We start from the raw sequence: 22,359 nt of genomic DNA on the forward strand, positions 1-22,359 counted from the left end.
AGAAAGCGTGAGATGGCGCGCACTCTGACATGCGCGCCGAAAAGATTAATGCAGGATTTTGGCGAGGAAGTCTTTTGCGCGTTCGGATTTCGGGTTGGCAAAGAACTCTTCTTTCGGTGAGTCCTCAACGATTTTCCCTTCATCCATAAAGATCACCCGATTCGCCACTTTGCGGGCAAAGCCCATTTCATGGGTCACCACCATCATGGTCATGCCTTCGTTGGCCAGTTCAACCATAACGTCCAGCACTTCGTTGATCATTTCCGGATCAAGCGCCGAAGTAGGTTCATCGAACAGCATGGCGATAGGGTCCATACACAGCGCGCGGGCGATCGCCACACGCTGCTGCTGGCCGCCGGAAAGCTGTGCCGGATATTTATTGGCATGTGCGGCAAGGCCTACGCGCTCCAGCAACTTCTGCGCTTTTTCGCGTGCCGGGGCTTTATCTCGTTTAAGCACTTTCACCTGCGCCAGGGTCAGGTTTTCGATAATCGACAGATGCGGGAACAGCTCAAAGTGCTGGAACACCATCCCGACGCGTGAACGTAACTTCGCCAGGTCGGTTTTTTTGTCGTTGACCATAATGCCGTTCACGGTGATTTCACCTTTTTGCACCGGCTCCAGGCCGTTAACGGTTTTGATCAGCGTCGACTTTCCGGAACCTGATGGGCCGCAGACGACCACCACTTCACCTTTTTTCACTTCCGTGGAGCAGTCGGTCAGCACCTGAAAGTGACCATACCATTTAGAAACATTTTTCAGGGTAATCATTAAACTGTCCTTTTCTTCAAATAGCTGACCAACAACGACGCGCTCAGGCTGATAACAAAGTAAACGGCACCGGCAAACAGGATCATTTCGACCTGTGTACCATCACGCTCGCCAATCGTAGACGCGGTGCGGAAGAAATCCGCGAGGCTTAAGACGTACACCAGAGACGTATCCTGGAACAGGACGATGCCCTGCGTCAGCAGCAGCGGCACCATCGCGCGAAACGCCTGCGGCAAAATGATGAGCTTCATGGACTGCCAGTGGGTCATCCCCAATGCCAGCGCCGCGCTTGACTGTCCGCGGGAAATGCTCTGGATACCCGCACGGATAATCTCGGAGTAATAGGCTGCTTCAAACATCGAAAACGCGACCATCGCTGAAATCAGGCGAATATCGGCTTTCGGCGACAGCCCCAGTACATCCTGCAAGAAGCCAGGCACAATCAGGTAGAACCACAGCAATACCATCACCAGTGGGATGGAACGGAAGACGTTAACATACGCTTTTGCAAACCAGGCGACAGGCGCGAAGCTGGAAAGGCGCATAACGGCAAGAATCGTGCCCCAGACAATACCGATAACCACCGCGGTGACAGTAATTTTCAGCGTAATGAGTAGCCCATCCAGCAGATACGGCAGGGAAGGGACAATAGAACTCCAGTCGAATTCGTACATTATTTGCCTCCCAGATTGCCAGGCAGGCGGATTTTACGTTCCACCAGACTCATCACCAGCATGATGAAGGCATTAATCAACACGTACGCCAGGGTAATGGCGGTAAACGATTCCCAGGCATGCGCCGAGTAATCCAGCAGCTTCCCGGCCTGTGCGGCCATATCGACCAGACCGATGGTGGAGGCGATGGCGGAGTTTTTCACCAGGTTCATCATCTCAGAGGTCATCGGCGGGACGATCACACGATAGGCGTTAGGCAACAGCACGTAGCGGTACGCCTGCGGCAGGGTCAACCCCATTGCCAGCGCCGCGTTTTTTTGCCCACGCGGCAGTGACTGAATGGCGGCTCGAACCTGTTCGCAGACGCGGGCGGCGGTGAACAGTCCAAGGCAAAGCATGGATGAGAGGAAGAACTGAATGTTCGGATCCAGCTCCGCCTTAAACCACATGCCAAGATTTTCTGGCAACAGTTCAGGTATAACCAGATACCAGGTAAAGAACTGGACGATCAGCGGAACGTTGCGAAACAGCTCAACATAAAGCGTACCGATCCCGGAAAGAAAGCGGTTTGGGACGGTGCGTAAAATGCCGAACAAAGAACCGACCAGGAAGGCAATGATCCAGGCGGTGATGGATAGTGCGACGGTAACCTGGAAACCACTCCAGAGCCAGCCGAGATAGGTGGTGTTGCCGAATGGGGCCTGTTGTAAAAAAATGCCCCAGTTCCAGTCTATTGACATACATCTACTCCGAAAAAATAAGGGTAGCAGCGCTACCCTCGAAGATTGTTATCCAGCGTACTTCGGTTTTCAGGCCTGATGGGGAACGACCATCAGGCATATAGTCTGTCCGTGCTGCATAGCAATCGTGAGGGCAAGGAGTCCCCGCCCCATTTCATTTTTGTTAGTTGAGTGCTTTATCATTCGGTTCTTTGAACAGCGCTTTCATCTCGTCTGACAGTTCGAAGTTCATGTTCAGGTTTTTCGGTGGGATCGGATTTTTGAACCACTTATCAAACCATTTCGTGGCTTCGCCTGAGGTCTGCGCCTGGGCGATGGTGTCATCCATCAGCTTTTTGAATTCAGGATCGTTCTTACGCAGCATGCAACCGTAAGCTTCCTGAGACTGTGGTTTGCCGACGATTTCCCAGTTATCCGGTTTCTTCGCCTTCGCGCGCTCACCGGCCAGCAGGGCGTCATCCATCATAAAGGCAACGGCGCGACCGCTTTCCAGAGTACGGAAAGAGTCACCGTGGTCTTTAGCGCTGATGATACGCATATCCATTTTTTGCTCGTCATTCAGCTTATGCAGCAGAATTTCAGAGGTGGTACCAGAGGTCACAACAACCGCTTTGCCTTTCAGGTCCGGGAAGTCTTTAATGTCGCCGCCTTTTTTCGCCAGCAGACGGGTGCCGACGACAAAGATGGTGTCAGAGAAAGCGGCCTGCTTCTGGCGCTCAAGGTTGTTGGTGGTGGAACCACACTCAAAGTCGAACGTCCCGTTTTGCAGCAGCGGAATACGGTTCTGCGACGTAATCGGGATCAGCTTCACCTGCAGATCGGGCTTGTTGAGTTTTTTCTTCACGGCTTCAACGATGGCGTTGGAGTAATCCTGAGAATAACCCACCACTTTCTGCTGATTGTCGTAATAGGAGAACGGCACGGAGGATTCACGGTGACCAACGACGATGACGCCGTTTTTGGCGATCTTGTCCAGCGTGCTGCCTGCGGCAGGGGCCGCATCTTCAGCATGTACCAGACCGGCTGACATTCCCATAACCAGCATTGCTGTGGCTAGCTTACGTAATTGCATATCCAACTCCTTATCGTCTGCGCCGTCGACGCAGTGATACCTATTGTGAGTGTCTGTGTTGTTATCACCTGCAACTTAAGCGTGCAGTGTTTTACCTGTTTGTTAACATTTAGTCTGGCTTAATGTAAAGATATTGCTGCGTTATTGTTTATTTTTGCGAAGTGCGCCGCACCGTTTAGAGGCAAAAATCCCTCGTTGCACCGTTTCGGTGCTAGCGATGTTCCGCTTTGGGGCGACAAGGTTGCACCGGGTACGTAAAACAGCTTTACCTTGAATTACAAAGCAATAGACGTGCCAGAATGGTTTTTGGGAGGGAGGTTTGCTGGCCTGATAAGCGTAGCGCCATCAGGCACGATGTGGCACAACCGCCGGATGGCGGCGTACCGCCTTATCCGGCCTGTATTTGATGGTGGACTGTTTTATCTGCGCCGTTGACGCAAACTCATTAACACGGCGGCAAAACCGAACAGCGCGGTAATGAGCCACAGCGGCCAGTTACCGGTGCGAGCGTAGGGCGTTAATCCTGTCGCTGGCGTCACATCGGCGGTCAACACCTGGCGCGTAAACTGCGGGATCATCGCCTGAATCTCACCCTGCGGACCAATCACCGCCGTAATACCGTTGTTGGTACTGCGCAGCAGCGGGCGCGCCAGCTCCAGCGATCGCATCCGCGCCATCTGGAAATGCTGCCACGGGCCAATCGACTTACCAAACCACGCATCGTTGGAGATGGTTAGCAGAAAGTCTGTATCCGGGCGGAAGTTATCGCGTACCTGTTCGCCCAGGATTATCTCGTAGCAAATCGCGGCGGTCAGCGCTAAACCATGCGCATGCAACTGCGGTTGAATATACGGACCCCGGCTGAACGAGGACATCGGCAGGTCAAAGAACGGCGCTAACGGGCGCAGAATGGATTCCAGCGGCACAAACTCACCAAACGGCACCAGATGGTTCTTGTTGTAGCGGTTGGTAGAGTCATAGCGATAGGGATTATCTTTCCCCAGTGTAATGATGGTGTTGTAGGTATCGTAGCGGTTCTGTTTGTTCAGTCGGGCATCGACAATACCGGTAATCAGCGAGCTGTTCTTCGAACGCAACAGATCGTCCATCATGCTCAGAAAGCGCTGCTGGTTGATTTCCAGATCCGGAATAGCGGATTCCGGCCAGATGATCAGCTGCGATTTTCCCATTTCGGGCTGCGTTGCATCCAGATAGATCTTGAGCGTATTCATCAGCTGGCCTTCGTCCCATTTCAACGACTGAGGGATATCGCCCTGAACCATCGACACCCGGGTCGTTCTTTCCGGCTCCAGGGTGAACCACTGGATATAGCGCAGCGGGAAAGGGAGTGCGAACAGGACGATGGCGACCACCAGCGGACGCCAGTTACGGCTGACCAGCGAGAGGACCAGCAATCCGCTGACCATCATCAGCAGGAAATTAATGGCTTCGACGCCCATCACCGGCGCCAGTCCTTTCAGCGGGCCATCGATCTGACTGTAGCCAAACTGCAGCCACGGAAATCCGGTCAGCACCCAGCCGCGCAGAAATTCAGTTATCTGCCAGACCACCGGCGCGGCAACGGCAACCCGCAGCCAGTTAGTTTTCGGCCACAGACGTGACAGCACGCCGGCAAACAGCCCGGTATACAGAGAAAGATACGCAGCGAGTAGTACGACAAGGAAGACGTTCACCGGGCCAGGCATCCCGCCAAACTGCGCGATGCTGACGTAAACCCAGTTGATTCCCGTACCGAAAAGTCCCAGTCCCCAGAAGTAGCCGATAGCGGCTGACTGGTGCGGGCGACGATTCAGAGTTAATGCCTGCAAGCCCATCAGCGACACAATTGCAGCGGGCCAGATGTCATAAGGAGAAAAAGCCAGCGTACCGCAGGCACCGAATAATAACGCCAGCAGCAGGCGAATGCGCTGGCGTTCAATTAATGAGGCAAAAGCCATTGAGTTCTTCTTCCCGTTCGGTGTTATTCGTCCAGTTTTGGCTGGGGGGAGTCATCCGGAATTCTGACGTGAACCTGAATAATACGACGGCTGTCGGCCATTGCCACTTTAAACTGGTAACCATCGATATCAATGGTTTCCCCACGTGCGGGCAGGTGACCAAACGCCTGCATCACCAGACCCCCAATGGTATCGACTTCTTCGTCGCTAAAACTCGTACCGAAGGCTTCATTGAAGTCTTCGATCGGCGCAAGTGCACGAATGGTCCAGGTGTGGCGACTGAGTTGACGGAAGTCGATATCATCTTCTTCATCGTACTCATCTTCGATTTCACCGACGATCAGTTCGAGGATGTCTTCAATGGTCACCAGACCGGAGACACCGCCAAATTCGTCGATGACGATAGCCATATGGTAACGCTGCGAGCGAAACTCTTTGAGCATACGGTCAACGCGTTTGCTCTCCGGGACGACAACGGCCTGGCGTAACACTTTCTCCATGCTGAAGGCATCGGCATCGCTGCGCATAAACGGCAGCAAATCCTTGGCCATCAGAATCCCTTCAATGTGATCTTTATCCTCACTGATCACCGGAAAACGCGAGTGGGCGGACTCGATAATTACATCGAGGCATTCGTCCAGCGTCTGGTTGCGTTTCAGGGTAATCATTTGAGAGCGGGGAATCATGATGTCGCGAACGCGCTGGTCCGCAATGTCCATCACCCCTTCGAGCATGTCACGCGTATCTTCATCGATAAGGTCGTTCTGCCCGGAATCACGGATCAGCGCCAGCAATTCATCACGGTTTTTGGGTTCACCGTGGAAAAGTTGGCTCAGTAACAGGGAGAAAAATCCCTTCTTGCTGCTTAACGTGTCACTACTGTGTGAATTGTCGTCGCTCATGGCGTCGTATGGGTTCTCTTGTTAGTTAATCTCTAGCTCAATGCGCGCAAACACAGCGCATGGCGTCAGCGGAAACCACCGGGCATTCGCCCGGTCACTTATTCCTTCTCGGCAATGTACGGATCCTCATAGCCCAGAGCAAGCATAATCTCTGTCTCGAGGGCTTCCATCTCTTCTGCCTCGTCGTCTTCAATATGATCGTAGCCCAGCAAATGCAGGCTGCCGTGGACGACCATATGCGCCCAGTGGGCATCCAGCGGCTTACCTTGCTCCTGGGCTTCCTGTTCAACCACCTGACGGCAAATGATCAAATCACCGAGCAGCGGCAACTCAATCCCCGGCGGGGCTTCAAAGGGAAAAGAGAGCACGTTGGTCGGCTTATCTTTCCCACGATAGTTCAGATTAAGGTCGTGGCTTTCGGCCTCGTCCACCAGGCGAATCGTTACTTCTGATTCTTCCTGAAATTGCGGAATAACCGCATTCAACCAGGTCTGAAACTGGCTTTCTTCTGGCAAACCGCTGTTGTTCTCACACGCCAGTTGCAAATCAAGGATCACCTGACTCATTTCTGTTCCTGTTGTTCCTGAGCTTCACGCTTGCGCTCAGCTGCCTGCTCGGCTTTACGTTTTTGTTCCGCTTCTTCCCAGGCTTCATAGGCGTTAACGATGCGGGCAACCACCGGGTGGCGCACGACGTCTTCGCTGTGGAAGAAGTTAAAGCTGATTTCATCGACTTCCGCCAGCACCTCAACAGCATGACGCAGGCCAGATTTGATGTTGCGTGGCAGGTCAATCTGCGTAACGTCGCCGGTAATCACTGCCTTCGAGTTAAAGCCGATACGGGTCAGGAACATTTTCATCTGTTCGATGGTGGTGTTCTGGCTCTCATCAAGAATGATAAAGGCGTCGTTCAGCGTACGTCCGCGCATATAAGCCAGCGGCGCTACCTCAATCACGTTGCGCTCAATCAACTTTTCAACTTTCTCGAAGCCGAGCATTTCGAACAGCGCGTCATACAGCGGGCGCAGATACGGGTCAACTTTCTGGCTGAGATCGCCTGGCAGGAAGCCCAGTTTTTCCCCGGCTTCGACCGCCGGACGGGTCAGCAGAATACGGCGGATTTCCTGGCGCTCAAGCGCATCCACAGCGGCGGCAACGGCGAGGTAAGTTTTCCCGGTACCCGCAGGACCGACGCCAAAGGTGATGTCATGGTCGAGAATGTTGGCGATGTACTGCGCCTGGTTAGGCGTACGCGGTTTAATCACGCCACGCTTGGTTTTAATATTGACCGCTTTGCCGTACTCGGGAACACTCTCGGCGCTTTGCTCAAGCACGCGTGCCTCTTTAATGGCGAGGTGGATTTGTTCCGGTTCGATATCCTGCGTCTGTCCGCGCATCGGCGCGGTATCGACGTACAGACTGCGTAAGATATCCGCTGCGGCGGTGACGCAAATCGGGCGGCCGGTCAGTTTAAAGTGGTTGTCACGGCGGTTAATCTCGATGCCGAGACGGCGTTCCAGCTGTTTAATGTTGTCATCAAACGGGCCGCAAAGGCTCAGCAGGCGGGCGTTGTCTGCGGGCTCAAGGGTAATTTCGCGAGTGTCTGTGTTCAAACTGTTCCTCTTATGCATAGGGAGCCGGAAGATGAACATTCACCGGCCTGTCAGGAAATTATTCACGCCACAGGGTAAAGGCGCAAGCATTGCGATAAAGATGGGGGCAAAGAAGGGAATAACAAGGCCCGCCTGTACAGCGGGCCGGGAGTCTTTGTAGGCCCGATAAGCGCAGCGCCATCGGGCAAGTCGTCCGTTTTTGAGTAGGATTAAGGCTGCCAGAATCCGACGCCAGTCTCGTTCTCTTTACGGGTTCGCGCAATCACCGATTCCGGGGTTTCTGCAATGCGCAGACCCATTTCGTCTTCGGTGCGCACCACTTTCCCGCGCAGGGAGTTGGTCCAGACGTCGGTGATTTCCACATCGACAAATTTACCGATCATCTCCGGCGTGCCTTCGAAGTTCACCACGCGGTTATTTTCGGTACGTCCAGACAGTTCCATGATGCTCTTACGCGACGTACCTTCTACCAGAATACGCTGGACGGTGCCGAGCATACGACGGCTCCAGGCCATCGCCTGCTGGTTAATGCGATCCTGAAGAATATACAGACGCTGCTTTTTCTCTTCTTCCGGCACGTCATCGACCATATCGGCGGCCGGTGTTCCTGGACGCGCAGAGAAGATGAAACTGTAGCTCATGTCGAAATTAACGTCAGCAATCAGCTTCATGGTCTGCTCGAAGTCCTGGGTGGTTTCACCCGGGAATCCGACAATAAAGTCAGAGCTTATCTGAATGTCCGGGCGCGCCGCACGCAGTTTACGGATGATCGCTTTATATTCCAGCGCCGTGTGGGTACGCCCCATCAGGTTTAGCACACGATCTGAACCGCTCTGTACCGGCAGGTGCAGGAAGCTCACCAGCTCCGGCGTGTCACGATAGACATCAATGATGTCGTCGGTGAACTCGATAGGATGGCTGGTGGTGAAGCGGATGCGGTCAATCCCGTCAATGGCGGCAACCAGACGCAGCAGGTCGGCGAACGAACCGGTGGTGCCGTCGTAGTTTTGCCCACGCCAGGCGTTGACGTTCTGACCAAGCAGGTTGACTTCACGCACGCCCTGAGCGGCAAGCTGGGCGATTTCAAACAGAATGTCATCAGACGGACGGCTGACTTCTTCACCGCGGGTGTAAGGCACCACGCAGTAAGTACAATACTTGTTGCAGCCTTCCATAATGGAGACGAAAGCGGTCGGGCCTTCGGCACGCGGTTCCGGCAGGCGGTCAAACTTCTCGATCTCCGGGAAGCTGATGTCGACAACCGGGCTACGGTTGCCGCGAACGGAGTTAATCATTTCCGGCAGGCGATGCAGCGTTTGCGGCCCGAAGATAATGTCGACATAGTGCGCGCGCTGCCGAATATGGTCACCTTCCTGAGATGCCACACACCCGCCAACGCCGATAATCAGATCGGGATTCTTCTCTTTTAACAGCTTCCAGCGGCCTAACTGGTGGAAGACCTTTTCCTGGGCCTTCTCGCGGATTGAGCAGGTATTCAGCAGCAGCACATCCGCTTCTTCCGCCACATCGGTCAGTTGATACCCGTGAGTGGCATCCAGCAGATCGGCCATCTTCGATGAATCGTATTCGTTCATCTGACAGCCCCAGGTTTTAATATGGAGTTTTTTGGTCATCGACTTGCTCTTGCGAAATAGTGGCTGAATTGCAGGGCGCATAGTGTAATGCTTTGCTGCCCTGGTGACCAGTATGACCGTTATCAGCCTCAAGGGGTAAAAAATCCTGTAAACTTGTCTTATTCATGCAACAGGATGATTGACCATGACAAATCAACCAACGGAAATTGCCATTGTCGGCGGGGGAATGGTCGGTGGCGCACTGGCGCTGGGGCTGGCACAACACGGCTTCACGGTAACGGTGATTGAACATGCTGCGCCTGCGCCGTTTGTAGCACACAGCCAGCCGGACGTGCGTATTTCGGCGATCAGCGCCGCCTCGGTTTCATTGCTGAAGGGGCTTGGCGTCTGGGATGTCGTACAAGGGATGCGCAGTCATCCCTATCGGCGGCTGGAAACCTGGGAGTGGGAAAACGCGCACGTGGTGTTTGACGCCAGCGAACTGAAGCTGCCGCTGCTCGGGTATATGGTTGAAAACAACGTTCTGCAACAGGCGCTCTGGCAGGCGCTGGAAGCGCATCCGAAAGTGACGCTGCGGGTTCCGGCTTCGCTGATTGCGCTGCATCGCCATCACGAACGTCATGAGCTGGAACTGGCCGGTGGCGAACGAATCATCGCAAAACTGGTGATTGGCGCAGATGGGGCAAATTCACAGGTACGCCAGATGGCCGGCATTGGCATTCACGCCTGGCAGTATGCGCAATCCTGCATGCTGATTACCGTACAGTGTGAGAACGACCCTGGCGACAGCACCTGGCAGCAGTTTACCCCGGATGGCCCGCGCGCTTTTCTGCCACTGTTCGATAACTGGGCGTCGCTGGTGTGGTATGACTCACCGGCGCGGATCCGTCAGTTGCAGGGGCTGAGTATGGCGCAACTGCAGGTGGAGATCGCAAAACACTTCCCGACGCGTCTGGGCCAGGTGATGCCCGTCGCGGCAGGGGCGTTTCCGCTGACGCGACGCCATGCCCTGCAATACGTGCAGCCGGGGCTGGCGTTGGTTGGTGATGCGGCGCACACCATTCATCCGCTGGCCGGGCAGGGGGTAAACCTGGGGTATCGCGATGTGGATGCCCTCATCGATGTGCTGGTGAATGCCCGTAGTTATGGCGAGTCCTGGGCGAGCCAGCCGGTACTGAAACGTTATCAGACCCGACGTATGGCGGATAACTTCATCATGCAAAGCGGGATGGACTTGTTCTACGCCGGATTCAGTAATGACCTGCAGCCGCTGCGGATTATCCGTAATCTTGGGCTGATGGCGGCAGAACGTGCAGGCGTGTTAAAGCGTCAGGCGTTGAAGTACGCGTTAGGGCTGTAGCGTTGATGGAGGCCTGATGGCGCTACGCTCGTCAGGCCTGTTCACTGGGGGCGAGTAGAAAAGCAAAAAGCTCGCCGAAGCGAGCTTTTCTGATGTGGCTGGGGTACGAGGATTCGAACCTCGGAATGCCGGAATCAGAATCCGGTGCCTTACCGCTTGGCGATACCCCAGTAGTGGTGCTTTTTGTGTTCACGGACCGAACGTCTATGAATTTGGCTGGGGTACGAGGATTCGAACCTCGGAATGCCGGAATCAGAATCCGGTGCCTTACCGCTTGGCGATACCCCAACAAATTGCTTTTGAACCCGTTTAGCTAACGTGTTCTGAATATGGTGGCTACGACGGGATTCGAACCTGTGACCCCATCATTATGAGTGATGTGCTCTAACCAACTGAGCTACGTAGCCAGTGTATTTCTTCGATGGCTGGGGTACCTGGATTCGAACCAGGGAATGCCGGTATCAAAAACCGGTGCCTTACCGCTTGGCGATACCCCAATAACCGTCGCGGTGATCCGCAAACTCGAAGAAAGATGGCTGGGGTACCTGGATTCGAACCAGGGAATGCCGGTATCAAAAACCGGTGCCTTACCGCTTGGCGATACCCCAACAAATTTTCTGAACAGAGGACTTCAGACTACATTGTTGTTAGCCTTAGTGGCTATCTTACAGCCTGGATACACCCCATTCATGCAACGCTTTTATGGGAATGGTGCGGGAGGCGAGACTTGAACTCGCACACCTTGCGGCGCCAGAACCTAAATCTGGTGCGTCTACCAATTTCGCCACTCCCGCAAAAAAGATGGTGGCTACGACGGGATTCGAACCTGTGACCCCATCATTATGAGTGATGTGCTCTAACCAACTGAGCTACGTAGCCTCTTTTTTCGCGCGTTACCTTATCGGCGTTGCGGGGCGCATTATGCGTATTGAGCCTTGAAGCGTCAACCCCTTTTTCATCGAAAACGCCCGGAATGTGACTGTTTGGTTAGGTTGCGAACAGCGTGGCGCAATATTCGGCAATTATTGGTTATTAATCGCTTTCTGCACCGTTTTTCAGGATTAAAAAAGGGCCCCGAAAGGCCCTTTCTCATCCGCTTTGCTTATTGATAAGCGGACTGGTGAACACCCACCGCGCGACCGGATGGATCGTTCATGGTTTTGAACGCTTCGTCCCATTCGATTGCTTTAGCAGAAGAACAGGCGACGGACGGACCGCCCGGCACGCATTCCGCCGCGCTTGGTATCGGGAACAGTTCTTCAAAGATCTCGCGGTACAGATAGGCTTCTTTTGAAGACGGCGTGTTGTACGGGAAGCGGAAGCGGGCAGTTTCCAGTTGCTGATCGGAAACCTGCTCTGCGGCCACCTCTTTTAACGTATCGATCCAGCTGTAGCCCACACCGTCGGAGAACTGCTCTTTCTGACGCCATGCGACGCTTGCCGGCAGATAGGATTCAAAGCATTCACGCAGGATATGTTTTTCCATCTTACCGTTGCCGCACATTTTATCTTCCGGGTTGATACGCATCGCCACGTCGAGGAACTTTTTATCGAGGAACGGGACGCGCGCTTCCACACCCCAGGCCGACATCGCTTTGTTAGCACGCGCACAGTCGAACATATGCAACGCCTGTAGCTTACGTACGGTCTCTTCGTGCAGTTCTTTGGCGTCTGGCGCCTTATGGAAATAGAGGTAGCCGCCGAACACTTCGTCAGAACCTTCACCGGACAGGACCATTTTAATGCCCATCGCTTTGATCTTACGCGACATTAAATACATTGGCGTCGAGGCGCGAATGGTCGTCACGTCATAGGTTTCGATGTGATAAATCACGTCGCGGATCGCGTCCAGTCCTTCCTGTACCGTAAAGTGAATTTCGTGGTGTACGGTCCCCAGATGGTTCGCCACTTCCTGCGCGGCTTTCAGATCCGGGGATCCTTCCAGTCCGACGGCGAAGGAGTGGAGTTGCGGCCACCAGGCTTCAGAACGTTCGTCATCTTCCACTCGACGAGCGGCGAATTTTTTGGTGATCGCCGAGATGACGGAAGAGTCCAGGCCGCCGGAGAGCAGCACGCCGTATGGCACGTCTGACATCAGGTGGCTTTTGACAGAGTCTTCCAGCGCCTGGCGCAGTTCGTTTTTGTCGGTAACGTTATCTTTTACCGCGTCATAATCGAACCAGTCACGCTGATAGTACTGACGGATTTCACCATCTTTGCTCCATAGATAGCTTCCCGCCGGGAACTCTTTAATGGTCCGGCAAACCGGCACCAGCGCTTTCATTTCTGAGGCGACGTAGAGGTTGCCGAACTCGTCGTAACCCATATACAGCGGGATAATGCCGATATGGTCGCGTCCAATCAGATATGCATCCTGTTCGCTGTCGTACAGTGCGAAGGCAAACATCCCTTGCAGGTCGTCGAGAAATTCCACGCCTTTTTCCTGATACAGCGCGAGGATCACTTCGCAGTCAGAACCGGTCTGGAACGCATAGCGATCGCCATATTCTGCACGCAGCGCCTGGTGGTTGTAGATTTCACCGTTGACGGCCAGTACGTGGGTTTTCTTTTCGTTATAAAGCGGCTGCGCGCCAGCGTTGACGTCGACAATTGACAGACGTTCGTGGGCCAGAATCGCTTTATCGCAGGCATAAATACCGGACCAGTCCGGGCCGCGATGGCGCATCAGGCGTGACAGCTCAAGTGCTTTTTTACGCAGTTCACCTGCATCGGATTTAATATCGAATACGCCGAAAATTGAACACATAACCTTCTCCGTTAACCTGTTGCGTAATGCTTTTTGTGTTTGCTTGCTAAAGAAAATGCCGCAAAGGAACAAGAGGCGCAAGGGGTTTGCGGTCTGAAAAAGAAAAAACGCAATGGTGATTGTTGATTAGTGAAAAAAGATTACGTATTGAGCGTATTCATTGATGGATTATCAATTTTTTGCCGCTTTTGTTGAATGGATTGATTTTTACATGCGGCAAAAATGAAAAACCACGTCCTGGGACGTGGTTCGTTTTAAATAACGTCGATTTCGGCGACTGAGGGATAAATCCAGCTCGGGCGGAACGGCATACTGTCGATATCATCCAGCGTGGAAACACCGGAGAGCACGAGGATGGTTTCGAGCCCCGCCTGGAAGCCGGCAAGAATATCAGTACGCAGGTTATCGCCCACAATAACGGTCTCTTCTGAGTGGGCCTGCATTTTGTTGAGCGCCGCGCGGATAATCCACGGACTCGGTTTACCCACGTAAAACGGTTTACGACCGGAAATTTTTTCGATACCGGCACAGAGCGCGCCGCAGGCCGGATAAAACCCGCGCCCATGGGTGTCCGGGTTGGTGGCAATAAAACGTGCACCGTTTGCCACAAAGTAAGCGGCCTTATGCATCATGTCCCAGTTGTAGGAACGGGTTTCGCCGACGATAACGAAGTCCGGGTTCACGTCAGTAATGGTGAAACCCGCTTTATACAGTTCGTGGATCAAGGCGCCTTCGCCGACCACATATGCCTTTTTCCCTTCCTGACGACGCAGGAAATCGGCGGTCGCCATTGCCGAGGTATAAAACACGCTGTCCGGCACATTAACGCCAGCGGTCGCGAAACGGTTCGCCAGATCCTGGCCGGTCTGCGACGGGTAATTGGTCAGCAGCACCAGCGGCAGGCCTTTTTCCATTACGCCAGTCAAAAATTCCGCCGCACCTGGTACGGCGACGTTGTCGTGCATCAGCACGCCGTCGATATCACAAATGACATTCTTGATGGTCATGAACTACCCAGGAGATGTGTTAATAATCCGATACTATAAGAGCGCATCAGTTTTCCAGCAAATGCTGGAGCAAAATACCGTTGAGCATGGCGCGTTTTACCAGCGCAAAGGCGCCGATGGCTGAGCGGTGATCCAGTGTGGAACGCACCACAGGCAAATTCGTGCGAAACGCCTTCAGCGCCTGCGTGTTAATGCAGCTTTCAATGGCGGGTAATAGCACTTTATCGGCTTCGGTGATCTCGCCCGCAATTACGATTTTTTGCGGATTAAACAGGTTGATAGCGATCGCAATGGTTTTGCCCAGATGACGTCCGACGTGCTCAATGACCTCTGACGCCAGGCTGTCGCCCTTATTGGCCGCCTTACAGATAGTTTTGATCGTGCAGTCATCCAGCGGTACGCGGCTCTGGTAGCCTTGCTTAAGCAGATTCTGCACGCGGTGCTCGATGGCGGCGTTGGCGGCTATGGTTTCCAGACAACCGAAGTTGCCGCAGTGGCAGCGCTCGCCCAGCGGTTCCACCTGAATGTGTCCAATCTCGCCAACGTTACCGTTACGACCGATAAAAATTCGCCCGTTAGAGATAATCCCGGCGCCCGTACCGCGGTGGACGCGCACCAGAATGGAGTCTTCGCAATCCTGGCTTGCACCGAAGTAGTGCTCCGCCAGCGCCAGACTACGAATATCGTGACCGACGAAGCAGGTGACGCGAAACTGTTTTTCCAGCGCGTCGACCAGTCCCCAGTTTTCTACCTGGATGTGTGGCATGTAGTGAATCATGCCGCTTTCCGGATCGACCAGACCCGGCAGGATCACCGAAATGGCAATCAACTCGCGGATTTTGCGTTGGTTACCGTCAATAAAAGAGGTAATGGCCTTGAGTAACGCATGTTCCAGCGTTTCCTGGGTGCGCTCGGGCAGTGGATAGTGTTCTTCTGCTACCACTTTGCTGCTGAGATCAAACAGGGTGATGGTCGCGTCATGGCGACCAAGGCGCACGCCAATGGCATGAAAACTGCGGGTTTCGGTGACGATAGAGATGGCGCGGCGGCCCCCGGTGGAGGCCTGCTGATCAACTTCTTTGATCAGTCCGCGTTCAATCAGTTGACGCGTAATTTTGGTTACGCTGGCGGGGGCAAGCTGGCTTTGCTCGGCAATCTGGATGCGCGAGATTGGCCCATGCTGGTCAATCAGGCGATAAACGGCCGCGCTGTTAAGCTGTTTTACGAGATCAACATTACCTATTTGAGCTTGTCCGCCTGGTGTCATACTTTCTCTTACTCAGTAACGACCTCGTTACCATTAACGATGGTCTTGATGATTTTAAAGTCGTGTGTGAAAGCGGTCAGGTTCGCCACTTTACCCGCTGCGATGCTGCCGAGGTGTTTCTCAACACCGATGGCGCGCGCAGGGTAGAGGGTCGCCATGCGCAGCACTTCGTCGAGCGCAATGCCGCAATGTTCAACCAGGTTACGCACGCCTTCGATCATGGTTAATGATGAACCGCTTAGCGTCCCATTCTCATCCACACAGAGTCCATTGCGGTAGTATATTGTTTTACCAGCAAAAATGAACTGTTCAATATTTGCCCCTGCTGGTGCAGTTGCATCCGTCACCAGGCACAGTTTGTCGCCTTTCAGTCGTTTGGCGTTGCGGATGTTGGCAAAATCAACGTGCAGGCCATCGGCTATCACGCCGCAATAAATGTCGGCTTCATCCAGGATTGCGCCTGCCAGACCCGGTTCGCGCCCGGTAATATAGGGCATAGCATTGAACAGGTGCGTGGCAAAAGTGATGCCAGCACGGAACCCGGCTTTCGCTTCTTTCAGCGTGGCGTTTGAGTGACCCGCAGAGACCACAATCCCGGCATTTGCCAGCTTGCTGATGACTTCGGCAGGGACCATTTCCGGTGCCAGCGTAACTTTAGTGATAACATCGGCATTATCGCACAGGAAATCGACCAGCGCAGCGTCAGGTTGACGGACAAAACTCGGATTGTGCGTCCCTTTTTTCACCAGGTTCAGCCAGGGACCTTCCAGGTGCAGACCCAGCGCCTGATTCGGATGTTTCGCCAGATATTCACGCATCACGCGAACACCTTGCTTCATGAGATCGTCGCTGGTGGTAATCAACGTAGGCAGGTAGTTGGTGCAGCCCGATTTCTCGTTGGCCTTCTGCATGATCTCCAGCGTTTCAACGGTGACGGCTTCTGCCGTATCGTTAAACTGTACGCCGCCACAGCCGTTAAGCTGGACATCGATAAAGCCGGGGGAAAGAATGGCCCCGCTTACTGAACGTTGTTCGATCTCTGGCGGCAGTGCTGCCACAGGGCAAACGCGGTCAATCAGGCCATTGGCGACAACAATCGCATGGTCATCAAGAATTTCGTGGCCGGTAAAGATCCGGCCCTGGGTTAAAGCATACATTCCGACCCCCGATTTCAAAAAAATGCCGCCCTGAACGCGATGGCAGGGCGGAGACTACATTACAGACCTTTGATATTTTCAGCTTCTAATTCGTTGAAATACTTCAGCGTCTTAACCTTCAGCTCCATCGTGGATGGCTCATCGCACACCACAACCGCTTTTGGATGCAGTTGCAGACAGCTGATGGTCCACATGTGGTTCACGTTGCCTTCAACCGCGGCCTGCAATGCCTGCGCTTTCTGCGAACCCAGCACCAGAATCATCACTTCTTCGGCATCCAGCAGGGTGCCCACACCAACGGTCAGCGCGTACTTTGGAACCTGATCGACATCACCGTCAAAGAAACGGGAGTTTGCCACACGGGTGTCATGCGTCAGGGTTTTGATACGGGTACGAGACGCCAGAGAGGAAGCGGGTTCGTTAAACGCGATATGACCGTCATTACCGACGCCGCCCATAAACAGATGGATTTTACCGTAGGAACGAATTTTTTCTTCATACTGGCGGCATTCAGCGTCGATATCCGGCGCGTTGCCGTTGAGCAGGTTGATGTTTTCTGCTGGAATATCAACGTGGTCAAAGAAATTACGATGCATAAAGCTGTAGTAGCTTTCCGGATGTTCTTTTGGCAGACCGACATATTCGTCCATGTTGAACGTCACGACGTGTTTGAAGCTAACCTGGCCCGCTTTGTGCATTTCGACTAAGGCTTTATACGCTGTCAGCGGAGTGCCGCCTGTCGGCAGACCCAGCACAAACGGACGATCGGCTGTCGGTTTGAACGCATTAATGCGATTAACGATATGGCGTGCCGCCCATTTGCCGACCTGTTCAGCGGAAGTCAGGGGAATCAGTCTCATTCTTCACCTCAGAAAGTAAATGTAAGCCGTTGACGGATTGCGCGTCGGTGCATGGTAAAGCGTAACCTGGCATGCATCAGTTGGGTCAATCTGTCTTGATTTTTTGAATGATAAAATAAGTTTTCTCACATAGCCAGTAAAAGGGAGTGAATATAACGATATTTGGTGACTAAACTCACAAAAAACACGCTTTTAATTTGCGATACGAATTAAATTTTTACACACTCAGAATGCCAGTAAAGCAACAAAAGTATTTCAATAAGTTAGTGACAAAATAAAAACACAGCTTAAAGCGAGCCTTAACGGGGTCTCAAAGGGGGAAGAAAGTGAGTATTCTAGGTTATCTGCAAAAGGTCGGCCGTGCGCTAATGGTGCCGGTCGCCACGCTGCCTGCGGCGGCAATATTGATGGGGGTCGGCTATTGGATCGACCCGGTAGGTTGGGGTGGAGATAACGCGCTTGCGGCATTCTTCATTAAGTCCGGTTCCGCCATTATCGATAACATGTCCGTGCTGTTTGCTATCGGTGTGGCTTACGGTATGTCCAAAGATAAAGACGGTGCTGCGGCGCTGACCGGTTTTGTGGGTTTCCTGGTGTTGACCACGCTCTGTTCTCCGGCGGCGGTCTCCATGATTCAGAAGATCCCTGCCGATCAGGTTCCTGCCGCTTTCGGTAAGATCAGTAACCAGTTCGTGGGTATTCTTGTCGGTATTATCTCTGCTGAGCTGTACAACCGTTTTAGCAGCGTCGAACTGCCAAAAGCGCTGTCCTTCTTCAGCGGGCGCCGTCTGGTGCCGATCCTCACCTCATTTGTGATGATCATCGTGGCGTTCATCATGATGTATATCTGGCCAATGATTTTTGATGGTCTGGTTAACTTCGGTGAACACATCCAGAAGCTGGGCTCCGCAGGTGCGGGGATCTACGCCTTCTTCAACCGCTTGCTGATTCCGGTGGGGCTGCACCACGCGCTGAACTCCGTATTCTGGTTTGACGTGGCGGGTATCAACGACATTCCTAACTTCCTCGGCGGCGCCCAGTCTATTGAAGCGGGTAAAGCGGTTGTCGGGATTACCGGTCGTTATCAGGCGGGCTTCTTCCCGATCATGATGTTTGGTCTGCCGGGTGCGGCGCTGGCTATTTACCACTGCGCGCGCCCTGAGAATAAAGCGAAAGTGCTGGGTATTATGATGGCCGGTGCGTTTGCGGCATTCTTTACCGGCATCACTGAACCGCTGGAATTCTCCTTCATGTTCGTTGCGCCGGTGCTGTATGTGATTCACGCCGTCCTGACCGGTATCTCCGTTTTCATCGCGGCGAGCATGCATTGGATTGCTGGCTTCGGCTTCAGCGCAGGTCTGGTGGATATGGTGCTTTCTTCCCGTAACCCGCTGGCGACCCAGTGGTGGATGCTGATCCCACAGGGTCTGGTGTTCTTTGCCATCTACTATGTGGTGTTCCGTTTCGTTATCACCAAATTCAACCTGATGACGCCGGGTCGCGAACTGGCTGTGGCTGGCAGCGAAGCGGATGGTCAGGACCTCAATGTAAGCAGCGATAAAGAGCAGGACGTTTCTGCCCTGGCGCGTCAGTACATCGCCGCCATCGGTGGTTCTGATAACCTCACCGGTATTGACGCCTGCATCACCCGTCTGCGTCTGAGCGTAAAAGACTCGTCGCTGGTGAATGAAGGCCTGGCGAAACGTCTGGGTGCCTCTGGTGTCATTCGTCTGAACAAAACAAGCGTGCAGATTATCGTCGGTTTCGTGGCTGAGAAAATCGCCAACGCGATGAAAACAACCGGTCCGGTTGCGGCGGCTGAAGCCTCTGCAGCGCCTGTTGCCCAGGCGACGGCAAAACCGCAGGCTGTACCGAATGCGGTGACCATTGCCGAACTGGTTTCTCCGGTAACGGGTGATGTCGTTGCGCTGGAGCAGGTGCCTGACGAAGCGTTTGCCAGCAAAGCGGTGGGTGATGGCGTTGCGGTAAAACCAACGGATAAAACTGTGGTTTCTCCGGCTGCGGGCACCATCGTGAAAATCTTCAACACTAATCATGCGTTCTGCCTGGAAACTGAGAAGGGCGCGGAGATCGTAGTCCATATGGGTATCGATACCGTTGCGCTGAACGGCCAGGGCTTCACGCGTCTGGTGGAAGAGGGCGCAGAAGTGGTAGCCGGTCAGCCGATTCTGGAAATGGATCTGGATTACCTGAACGCGAATGCGCGCTCCATGATAAGTCCAGTGGTGTGCAGTAATATCGACGATTTCAGCGGCCTGGAGATTAAAGCCGACGGGCACGTGGTTGCCGGTCAAACGCCTCTGTATGAGATCAAAGGGTAGTTTGGATAAGGCATAAGACGCCATCCGGCAACCTGAAGCGGCGGGGGAAAACCTCCGCCGCTTTTTTTTGCAGCAAATTCCCTCCTATTTTTCTTCAACGCCACTTTTTCAGTAACTAAAGGTTGTCAGTCAGTCCGGCTTATAAGATCATATGCCGTTATACGTTGTTTACGCTTTGAGGAATCCACGATGAGTGAGGCTGAAGCCCGCCCGAGTAATTTTATTCGTCAGATCATCGATGAAGATCTGGCCAGTGGTAAGCACACCACAGTCCATACCCGTTTTCCGCCGGAGCCAAATGGCTATCTGCACATTGGCCACGCGAAATCCATCTGCCTGAACTTTGGTATTGCGCAAGACTACCAGGGCCAGTGCAACCTGCGTTTCGATGACACCAACCCGGTAAAAGAAGATATCGAGTACGTTGATTCGATCAAAAACGACGTTGAGTGGTTAGGTTTTCACTGGGCTGGCGACGTTCGCTACTCCTCAGATTACTTTGATCAACTGCACGCCTATGCGGTTGAACTGATCAACAAAGGTCTGGCGTATGTCGATGAACTGACGCCGGAACAGATCCGCGAATACCGTGGTACGCTGACGCAGCCAGGCAAAAACAGTCCATTCCGCGATCGCAGCGTTGAGGAAAACCTCGCACTGTTTGAAAAAATGCGTACCGGTGGCTTCGAAGAAGGTAAAGCCTGCCTGCGTGCGAAGATCGACATGGCGTCGCCATTTATCGTGATGCGCGATCCGGTTCTGTACCGTATTAAGTTTGCCGAGCACCATCAGACCGGCAACAAGTGGTGCATCTACCCGATGTACGACTTCACCCACTGCATCAGCGATGCGCTGGAAGGCATCACCCACTCTCTGTGTACGCTGGAGTTCCAGGACAACCGTCGTCTGTACGACTGGGTGCTGGATAACATCTCCATTCCGGTTCATCCGCGCCAGTATGAATTCTCGCGTCTGAACCTGGAATACACCGTTATGTCCAAGCGTAAGCTGAACCTGCTGGTGATGGACAAACACGTTGAAGGCTGGGACGATCCGCGCATGCCGACCATCTCCGGTTTACGTCGTCGTGGCTATACCGCCGCAGCGATCCGTGAGTTCTGCAAACGCATTGGCGTGACAAAGCAGGACAACACTATTGAGATGGCATCACTGGAATCCTGCATTCGTGAAGATCTGAACGAAAACGCGCCGCGTGCGATGGCGGTTATCGATCCGGTTAAACTGGTTATCGAAAACTACCCGCAAGGTGAAAGTGAAATGGTCACCATGCCTAACCATCCGAACAAACCGGAAATGGGGACGCGTGAAGTGCCTTTCAGCGGTGAGATCTGGATCGATCGCGCTGACTTTCGCGAAGAAGCCAACAAGCAGTACAAGCGTCTGGTGATGGGTAAGGAAGTGCGTCTGCGTAACGCCTATGTGGTGAAAGCAGAACGTGTGGAAAAAGATGCCGAAGGCACTATTACCACCATCTTCTGTACCTATGATGCGGATACCCTGAGCAAAGATCCGGCGGATGGTCGCAAAGTAAAAGGCGTGATCCACTGGGTGAGCGCTGCGCACGCGCTGCCGGTTGAAATTCGTCTCTACGATCGTCTGTTCAGCGTACCAAACCCAGGCGCGGCGGAAGATTTCCTGTCCGTCATGAACCCGGAATCACTGGTGATCAAACAGGGTTTTGCTGAGCCGTCGCTGAAAGATGCGGTCGCCGGTAAAGCATTCCAGTTCGAGCGCGAAGGTTATTTCTGTCTGGACAGCCGTTATGCCACCGCAGAAAAACCGGTGTTTAACCGCACCGTCGGCCTGCGTGACACCTGGGCGAAGGTCGGCGAATAATCTGTTGCTGCACTCCCTTCAAACGCCGCACTCTGCGGCGTTTTTTTTCGACGAGTATTCTCACTTTGCGAAGCGAATTAATTCCCATTCAGAAATAAAGTCATTAACAAACGCGAGTTTCGGCTAACTTACGTAATAAACTGACAATAATATGAAACCGCTTTCATCCTTCTGGAAAACAAAGGAATTTCTAGCCCCTGTGCCATTTTTTTGATTAATGAATGAAATGTAACAGGAAGCAATGAAATATGTGCGGTTGCTCATACTCTTACATTCTCGTTACAGAAAGGTATTGATAATTCGCGTCGCGAAAAATAGTCTATCACTGTAGTCAGTGAGGTTTTTCTCGGTACTACTTTTACATTTTTATTTTTTCGCTGTTTTGCCTTTGGCAACAGCAATTTATACGTCAAAGAGG

The 22,359-nt window shown here is 53.3% G+C and carries 17 protein-coding genes and 7 tRNA genes; 3 read left to right on the forward strand and 21 right to left on the reverse strand.

The genetic code is table 11. The features are described from left to right. Window positions 1-45 precede the first annotated feature (45 nt). The 9 genes from gltL to miaB all read right to left on the reverse strand — a co-directional run bounded on the left by gltL (window position 46) and on the right by miaB (window position 9,363). The gene (gene gltL, locus QNN88_RS12595) at window positions 46-771 is read right to left on the reverse strand and encodes a glutamate/aspartate ABC transporter ATP-binding protein GltL (protein WP_043001415.1); all 726 of its coding nucleotides are present in this window, start codon (window positions 769-771) and stop codon (window positions 46-48) included. Next, complete coding sequence (gltK, locus tag QNN88_RS12600) at window positions 771-1,445, reverse strand: glutamate/aspartate ABC transporter permease GltK (protein WP_414240524.1); 675 nt, start codon at window positions 1,443-1,445, stop codon at window positions 771-773. Before gltK ends, gltL begins: the two co-directional genes overlap by 1 nt. Then, window positions 1,445-2,185 (reverse strand): glutamate/aspartate ABC transporter permease GltJ, encoded by a 741-nt coding sequence (gene gltJ, locus QNN88_RS12605; protein WP_414240525.1) that lies wholly within the window; start codon window positions 2,183-2,185, stop codon window positions 1,445-1,447. Before gltJ ends, gltK begins: the two co-directional genes overlap by 1 nt. Window positions 2,186-2,348: 163 nt before the next feature. Then, window positions 2,349-3,257: an amino acid ABC transporter substrate-binding protein gene (locus tag QNN88_RS12610; RefSeq protein WP_414240526.1), complete on the reverse strand. Its 909-nt coding sequence runs from the start codon at window positions 3,255-3,257 to the stop codon at window positions 2,349-2,351. A 419-nt stretch (window positions 3,258-3,676) separates the two neighbouring features. After that, window positions 3,677-5,215 carry an apolipoprotein N-acyltransferase gene (gene lnt, locus QNN88_RS12615; RefSeq protein ID WP_414240527.1) on the reverse strand — a complete coding sequence of 513 codons (1,539 nt, stop codon included), beginning with the start codon at window positions 5,213-5,215 and terminating at the stop codon, window positions 3,677-3,679. Window positions 5,216-5,238: 23 nt separating this feature from the next. Then, a complete protein-coding gene (gene corC / locus QNN88_RS12620; RefSeq protein ID WP_414240528.1) occupies window positions 5,239-6,117 on the reverse strand; it encodes a CNNM family magnesium/cobalt transport protein CorC in 879 nt (292 codons plus the stop codon). Between the two features lie 98 nt (window positions 6,118-6,215). Further along, window positions 6,216-6,683, reverse strand: a complete 468-nt coding sequence (ybeY, locus tag QNN88_RS12625) for an rRNA maturation RNase YbeY (protein WP_414240529.1) — start codon at window positions 6,681-6,683, stop codon at window positions 6,216-6,218. Continuing rightward, window positions 6,680-7,729 (reverse strand): PhoH family protein, encoded by a 1,050-nt coding sequence (locus tag QNN88_RS12630; RefSeq protein ID WP_414240530.1) that lies wholly within the window; start codon window positions 7,727-7,729, stop codon window positions 6,680-6,682. The genes ybeY and QNN88_RS12630 overlap by 4 nt, the downstream gene beginning before the upstream one ends. Window positions 7,730-7,938: 209 nt before the next feature. Continuing rightward, window positions 7,939-9,363 (reverse strand): tRNA (N6-isopentenyl adenosine(37)-C2)-methylthiotransferase MiaB, encoded by a 1,425-nt coding sequence (gene miaB, locus QNN88_RS12635; RefSeq protein ID WP_414240531.1) that lies wholly within the window; start codon window positions 9,361-9,363, stop codon window positions 7,939-7,941. A gap of 145 nt (window positions 9,364-9,508) precedes the next feature. Between miaB and ubiF the strand changes: the two genes are divergently transcribed. Next, window positions 9,509-10,684, forward strand: a complete 1,176-nt coding sequence (gene ubiF / locus QNN88_RS12640; RefSeq protein WP_414240532.1) for a 3-demethoxyubiquinol 3-hydroxylase — start codon at window positions 9,509-9,511, stop codon at window positions 10,682-10,684. 95 nt (window positions 10,685-10,779) lie between these two features. Here ubiF and QNN88_RS12645 read toward each other — a convergent pair. The 12 genes from QNN88_RS12645 to nagB form a co-directional block, all read right to left on the reverse strand. Next, window positions 10,780-10,854 (reverse strand) — tRNA-Gln (locus tag QNN88_RS12645). 43 nt (window positions 10,855-10,897) lie between these two features. Beyond that, window positions 10,898-10,972: transfer RNA gene (locus QNN88_RS12650), tRNA-Gln, on the reverse strand. A 42-nt stretch (window positions 10,973-11,014) separates the two neighbouring features. Next, window positions 11,015-11,091, reverse strand: a tRNA-Met gene (locus QNN88_RS12655). Between the two features lie 15 nt (window positions 11,092-11,106). Then, window positions 11,107-11,181, reverse strand: a tRNA-Gln gene (locus tag QNN88_RS12660). Between the two features lie 36 nt (window positions 11,182-11,217). Beyond that, window positions 11,218-11,292, reverse strand: a tRNA-Gln gene (locus QNN88_RS12665). 101 nt (window positions 11,293-11,393) lie between these two features. Continuing rightward, window positions 11,394-11,478 (reverse strand) — tRNA-Leu (locus tag QNN88_RS12670). An 8-nt stretch (window positions 11,479-11,486) separates the two neighbouring features. Next, a tRNA-Met gene (locus QNN88_RS12675) sits at window positions 11,487-11,563 on the reverse strand. A gap of 223 nt (window positions 11,564-11,786) precedes the next feature. Continuing rightward, window positions 11,787-13,451, reverse strand: a complete 1,665-nt coding sequence (asnB, locus tag QNN88_RS12680; RefSeq protein WP_414240533.1) for an asparagine synthase B — start codon at window positions 13,449-13,451, stop codon at window positions 11,787-11,789. A gap of 254 nt (window positions 13,452-13,705) precedes the next feature. Continuing rightward, complete coding sequence (nagD, locus tag QNN88_RS12685; protein ID WP_042320681.1) at window positions 13,706-14,458, reverse strand: ribonucleotide monophosphatase NagD; 753 nt, start codon at window positions 14,456-14,458, stop codon at window positions 13,706-13,708. A gap of 46 nt (window positions 14,459-14,504) precedes the next feature. Further along, complete coding sequence (gene nagC, locus QNN88_RS12690) at window positions 14,505-15,725, reverse strand: DNA-binding transcriptional regulator NagC (protein WP_414240534.1); 1,221 nt, start codon at window positions 15,723-15,725, stop codon at window positions 14,505-14,507. A gap of 8 nt (window positions 15,726-15,733) precedes the next feature. Next, entirely contained in the window at window positions 15,734-16,882 is a 1,149-nt protein-coding gene (gene nagA, locus QNN88_RS12695; RefSeq protein WP_414240535.1) for an N-acetylglucosamine-6-phosphate deacetylase, read from the reverse strand. 59 nt (window positions 16,883-16,941) lie between these two features. After that, on the reverse strand, window positions 16,942-17,742 hold the full coding sequence (gene nagB / locus QNN88_RS12700; protein WP_043001402.1) for a glucosamine-6-phosphate deaminase: 801 nt from the start codon (window positions 17,740-17,742) through the stop codon (window positions 16,942-16,944). Window positions 17,743-18,068: 326 nt separating this feature from the next. Between nagB and nagE the strand changes: the two genes are divergently transcribed. Together nagE and glnS are read left to right on the forward strand one after the other, a co-directional pair. After that, window positions 18,069-20,084: an N-acetylglucosamine-specific PTS transporter subunit IIBC gene (gene nagE, locus QNN88_RS12705; protein ID WP_414240536.1), complete on the forward strand. Its 2,016-nt coding sequence runs from the start codon at window positions 18,069-18,071 to the stop codon at window positions 20,082-20,084. 189 nt (window positions 20,085-20,273) lie between these two features. Then, window positions 20,274-21,941, forward strand: coding sequence for a glutamine--tRNA ligase (glnS, locus tag QNN88_RS12710; protein ID WP_414240537.1), 1,668 nt, complete (start codon window positions 20,274-20,276; stop codon window positions 21,939-21,941). Window positions 21,942-22,359 lie beyond the last annotated feature (418 nt).

The organism is Citrobacter sp. ANG330, from assembly GCF_047467925.1.
In the GTDB taxonomy this organism is placed as follows: Bacteria; Pseudomonadota; Gammaproteobacteria; order Enterobacterales; family Enterobacteriaceae; genus Citrobacter_A; species Citrobacter_A amalonaticus_G.